We start from the raw sequence: 5,390 nt of genomic DNA on the forward strand, positions 1-5,390 counted from the left end.
TCTATGTTTCCTATCCGAATGTACTTTATTTCAAAGAATACGAGACGGCGAAATACCGCCGTTATTTCGAAAAACTCCAGGAATATTTCGCAACGAACGGAATAGCCCAGATAGGGGCTCCGCAGGATTTTTTCTTTGACCTGGACCTATTTTACGACAGCCCCTACCATCTTAATTCCACTGGAGTAGAAGAAAGGACTCGCCAATTAATGGATAAGCTGAGAGAAATTGGTATCAGGAAAGGAAGCTCGGAAAGAGGCGCACGGGATTTTAACATGACAACATCTGTGAAGGAAGGAGATCGCGAGTAATTTTGAGGGGCGCACCAAGGGCCGATGAAGGAAAAATGAATAATATATTAAAACGGATATTTGATATTGCTGCAGCAACAATGGGACTGATCGCACTGAGCCCTTTACTCCTTTACCTCGTGGTGAGAATAAAACGGGGTTCTCCCGGTCCCATATTCTACAGGGGCGTCAGGGTCGGGAGGAAAGGCAAGACTTTTAGAATTTTCAAATTCAGGACCATGGTGGTGGATGCGGAGAAGATCGGCGGGCCTTCTACCTCCGACGACGATCCCCGCGTCACCGGGGCCGGGAAGGTGATGCGGGATTACAAGCTGGATGAATTGCCCCAACTGCTCAATGTCCTTAAGGGGGAGATGAGCATTATCGGGCCGAGACCTGAAGTCCCTTCCGAGGTGGAAACCTACAGCGAAAGAGAAAAACGTATATTCGAAGTGAGACCGGGGATCACCGATTGGGCGTCCCTCGAGTTCCACAATGAAGGCGAGATACTGAAAGGAGCAGCCGATCCCCACGCGGCGTACAGAGAGAAGATCAAGCCGGAGAAGATTAAGCTGGCCCTGAAATATGTTGACGAGCAAAACATGATGACTGATATGAAAATTCTGTTCAAGACCCTTGGTACCCTTATTAAAACGAGGACAAATGGTGAAAGTGCATGACGACCAGTTGCGACATCGGCCGGTTGAGCGAGATTTCCAAAACTATCAGAAGAGAGATACTGGAGCTGATCTATCGGACGAGAAGCCCCCACATAGGGCCTTCCTTTTCGATCGTTGAAGTCCTGGTAGCCCTTTATTTCAAATATTTGAACGTTGATCCCGCGGACCCGTCAAAAGCCGACAGGGACAGGCTCATAATGAGCAAGGGCCATGCATGCCTGACCCTCTACACGGTCCTCAAGGAAAGGGGTTTCCTGAGCGCCGATGATTTGAAGGGGTTCGCCAAGAATGGCGGGACCCTGGAACAACACCCGAACCGCGATGTTTCAAAAGGTATAGAGCTTTCAACGGGATCCCTGGGGCATGGTCTGTCGGTAGGTGCCGGGATGGCATTTGCGGCCAAAAAAGATGGAAAAAAGCAGAGGGTTTTCGTGATCCTGGGTGATGGGGAACTGAATGAGGGAGCGATTTGGGAAGCAGTCATGTTCGCTTCCCAGCATAAACTCAATAACCTGGTGAGCGTGGTGGACTGCAACGGCATGCAGGCCCTTGGCTACACGAAAGACATAATCGATCTCGCCCATTTATCCGATACGTGGAAATCCTTCGGATGGGCCGTACGGGAGGTTAACGGACACAACCTCGCGGAAGTGTGCACGTCTTTAGAAGGTCTGCCTTTTTCGGAAGATAAGCCCAATGTCATTTTAGCCCGTACCGTAAAAGGCAAGGGCGTCTCATTCATGGAAAATAAGCTGCTATGGCATTATCGCGCCCCCGATGAAAGAGAGTATGAGGCCGCGATAAAGGAGCTCAATAATGCGTGATACATTCGTGAAGCACCTGTGCGACATGGCACAGAGGGACACCGACCTCTACCTTTTGACAGGGGATCTCGGCTTCAGGTTGTTTGATGAATTCAGGGAAAGGTTTTCCGACAGGTTTCTCGATATGGGCATCGCCGAACAGAATATGATAGGCGTCGCCGCAGGATTGGCCCTCTCGGGGAAAAAGGTATACTGCTATTCAATTATCCCCTTTCTCGTAATGAGAGCTTACGAGCAGATAAGGGTCGATATCGCCTACCATAACCTCGATGTAAAATTGGTGGGAGTGGGCGGTGGATTCACTTACGGGATGGAGGGGTTTACTCATTTCGGGCTTGAAGATTTCGCGTTGATGAGGTCTTTGCCGAACATGACCGTGGTTGTTCCCGCCGATCCCGTCGAAGCACGATGCGTGGCCGAGCTTTCTGCGACGGTTGCAGGCCCCATGTACATCAGATTGGGGCGTACCGGGGACCCCGTCCTCCATGACGCCACACCTCCTCTTGAGATCGGAAAAGCAATGATTCTCCGGGAAGGAGTTGATGCGTCAATATTCGTGACAGGCAGTATGGCGGCGGTTGCGTTGTCCGTTGCGGACCGTCTGGAGCACACAGGAATCGCGGCCACGGTAATTAATATGCACACCCTGAAACCTCTGGACGTGGAGACAATAAAAAGCACCGCCTCCACCCGTAAAATCATCATATCGATCGAGGAGCACAATATCAGCGGAGGCCTTGGGTCCGCAATAGGCGAGGTCCTTCTGGAAAGCCATTATCACGGGCTTTTCAAGAGGTTCGGCATATCCGAGCCCCTGGGGACAGCCATGGGAGATGCGGATTTTCTGAGAGATACGCACGGATTGACGGCGGACAATATTTTTCAGCAGATATTCGATATGGCACGAAAGGAGAAAGGGAAAAGTTATGGGAATTAAGGTACGGTTCGTCGATCCCCAAAGGAGTTACCAGCGAATACGGGGAGAGATAGATAAGACATATTTCGAAGTCATGGAAAAAGGGGATCTGATTGACCGGGACCAGTTAAAGCAATTCGAGCAGAACCTCGCCCGGTTTGTGGGAACGAAGTATGCGGTGGGACTCAACAGCGGCTACGACGCGCTCCATATCTCATTGAGGGCCGCGGGAATAGGGGCAGGGGATGAAGTCATCGTGCCGGCCCACACTTTTGTGGCGACTGCATCGGCCGTGGTGAACGTGGGCGCAAGGCCTGTGTTGGTAGACGTGGGGAAAGATTTTAATATCGACGTCAACAAAATCGAAGAAGCGATCACATCGAAGACGAAGGCCATCATTCCCGTCCATCTGAGCGGCTATATGGCCGATATGGTGAGTATCGAAGAGATCGCCGGCAGACATAACCTCATTATAGTGGAAGATGCCTGCCAGAGTCTTGGATCGAATATACTCGGCAAAGGCGCGGGGGCATGGGGCTTGACAGGGTGCTGGAGCTTCTATCCCTTCAAGATCCTCGGTTGCTACGGCGACGGGGGAGCGATTACCACCAATGATCCGGATGTGGCCCTTTTCGCCACCCGCATGCGCTATAACGGAGAGGATAGAGATACCGGGGAATATCACGGACACGGATTCACGTGTCTCCTCGACAATCTGCAGGCCGCATTCCTCGACGTAAAGCTCCGCCATCTTCCGTCGTGGATCACAAGGAGGAAAGAGATTGCCCAACGATACCGTGCCGCATTATCGGGCTTGCCCGATCTCCTTTTGCCCCATTATGACGATCCGAGAAGGGACCACATTTACCAGAACTACACCGTCCGATCGAAGCAGGGCAATGATTTTTCCGAATATCTCAAAAACTACGGCATAGAGGTATTGACTCAGTTCAGAAAACCTTACTACAGGCACGAGGAACTTATTCTGGAGGACAGGGGGTTTCCCGAAACGGAGTCGATCAGCAGGGAGGTCTGTTCCCTTCCCCTCAATGCCGAGATCGACGATGGTGAGGTAAATCTGGTTATAGAGGCGGTAAGGTCATTTTATGGGAAATAAGATAGGCCATAGGGCAGACGGGAATAGGGGGGTAAGAATCTATTATGGGACTGAGATTAAGTAAACGCGCCGACGGAATATCGCAGGCGGAGATTCGCGTAATGACCATAGAATGTGAAAAGGTGGGAGGGATTAACCTCGCCCAGGGCGTCTGCGACACGGGTGTGCCCGAGCCGGTAGCCCGAAACGCCCAACGTGCGATTGACGACGGGTTTAATTCTTACACGAGGTATGACGGCCTTCAGGAATTGAGGAGAGCGATAGCGAAAAAAACCGCGCAGCACAACGGGATTGATGTAGACCCAGAGACGAATATCACGGTGAGCGCCGGCTCGACAGGCGCCTTCTATTGCGCATGTCTTGCGCTGCTTGATCCCGGGGATGAGGTGATCCTTTTTGAGCCTTACTACGGGTATCATCTTAATACTCTATTGGCAGTAGACGCGGTGCCCAGATACGTATCGCTGGGCCTTCCGGACCTGAAGTTCGGGCCCGAGGACCTGGAGAAAGCTTTCACTCCCAGAACGCGGGGCATAATGGTATGCACCCCTGCCAACCCATCAGGCAAGGTATTCGATACGACTGAAATGAAGTGGATTGCCGATTTTGCGCTGCGCCATGATATTTTTGTTTTTACCGACGAGATCTACGAGTACTTTATATATGACGGGGCGAAACACATAAGTCCCGGATCGATTCCTGAAATAGCGGACCGGACGATCACCATATCAGGCTATTCCAAGACCTTCAGTATTACGGGCTGGAGAATCGGCTATAGCGTGGCAGATAAAAAGTGGGCGGACATGATCGGATATATCAACGACCTGGTCTACGTGTGCGCTCCCGCCCCGCTCCAATTAGGTGTGGCTGCGGGCATCCTCGAGCTCCCGGAGCAGTATTACGGGGCCTTATGCGATGAGTTCAGAAGGAAGCGCGATATGATTTGCGGCGCCCTCGATTCCGTGGGCCTTTCTCCGATTGTCCCTCAAGGCGCATATTACGTGCTCGCGGACGCGTCTTCCCTGCCCGGCGCCGGCAGCAAGGAGAAGGCCATGTATCTTCTTGATAAGGTCAAGGTGGCAAGTGTTCCGGGAAACGCCTTTTATCATGATGAAGGCGGGGAGAAGCTAATTCGATTCTGTTTCGCAAAAACCGATGAGGTGCTTGCGGAAGCGTGCCGGAGGATCAAGACCCTCAAAGTATAGCAGAGGGCGAGAACAATATGGTCGATTACACTTTAGTTTCGGAGATTACCGGATATAATGTAGCTCGGGAACAGGTACAGAGAATGTATACCCGGTATCGCTTCGCCGGAGAATTCTGCAAGGATAAGGAAGTTCTTGAAATCGCGTGCGGCTCCGGCCAGGGCCTCGGATACCTCGCAAAGGTCTCGAAACGTGTCGTGGGCGGTGACTTTGACGACAAGATGGTCGAGCTCGCCGGCCTCTACTACGGTACGCGGCTGGAAGTCAGAAAGATGGATGCCCATCAGCTCCCCTTCGACGACAGGAGCCTCGACGTGGTTATTCTTTACGAGGCGATCTACTATCTGCATTCTCCGGC

General features: G+C 51.9%; 7 protein-coding genes. All 7 read left to right on the forward strand.

Annotated features, from left to right (window positions below; genetic code table 11):
* Positions 1-311 (forward strand): hypothetical protein (locus tag VGJ94_13085; GenBank protein ID HEY3277548.1); only part of this gene is annotated, 311 nt, incomplete at its 5' end.
* 35 nt (positions 312-346) lie between these two features.
* Positions 347-970: a sugar transferase gene (locus tag VGJ94_13090; protein ID HEY3277549.1), complete on the forward strand. Its 624-nt coding sequence runs from the start codon at positions 347-349 to the stop codon at positions 968-970.
* Positions 967-1,794 (forward strand): transketolase, encoded by an 828-nt coding sequence (locus tag VGJ94_13095; GenBank protein ID HEY3277550.1) that lies wholly within the window; start codon positions 967-969, stop codon positions 1,792-1,794. Before VGJ94_13090 ends, VGJ94_13095 begins: the two co-directional genes overlap by 4 nt.
* The gene (locus tag VGJ94_13100) at positions 1,787-2,731 is read left to right on the forward strand and encodes a transketolase C-terminal domain-containing protein (protein HEY3277551.1); all 945 of its coding nucleotides are present in this window, start codon (positions 1,787-1,789) and stop codon (positions 2,729-2,731) included. Before VGJ94_13095 ends, VGJ94_13100 begins: the two co-directional genes overlap by 8 nt.
* Positions 2,721-3,827, forward strand: coding sequence for a DegT/DnrJ/EryC1/StrS family aminotransferase (locus VGJ94_13105; protein ID HEY3277552.1), 1,107 nt, complete (start codon positions 2,721-2,723; stop codon positions 3,825-3,827). Before VGJ94_13100 ends, VGJ94_13105 begins: the two co-directional genes overlap by 11 nt.
* Positions 3,828-3,928: 101 nt before the next feature.
* The gene (locus VGJ94_13110; protein ID HEY3277553.1) at positions 3,929-5,032 is read left to right on the forward strand and encodes an aminotransferase class I/II-fold pyridoxal phosphate-dependent enzyme; all 1,104 of its coding nucleotides are present in this window, start codon (positions 3,929-3,931) and stop codon (positions 5,030-5,032) included.
* A gap of 17 nt (positions 5,033-5,049) precedes the next feature.
* Positions 5,050-5,390 (forward strand): class I SAM-dependent methyltransferase (locus tag VGJ94_13115; protein HEY3277554.1); only part of this gene is annotated, 341 nt, incomplete at its 3' end.

It is taken from the genome of Syntrophorhabdaceae bacterium, from assembly GCA_036504895.1.
Lineage (GTDB): Bacteria > Desulfobacterota > Syntrophorhabdia > Syntrophorhabdales > Syntrophorhabdaceae > PNOM01.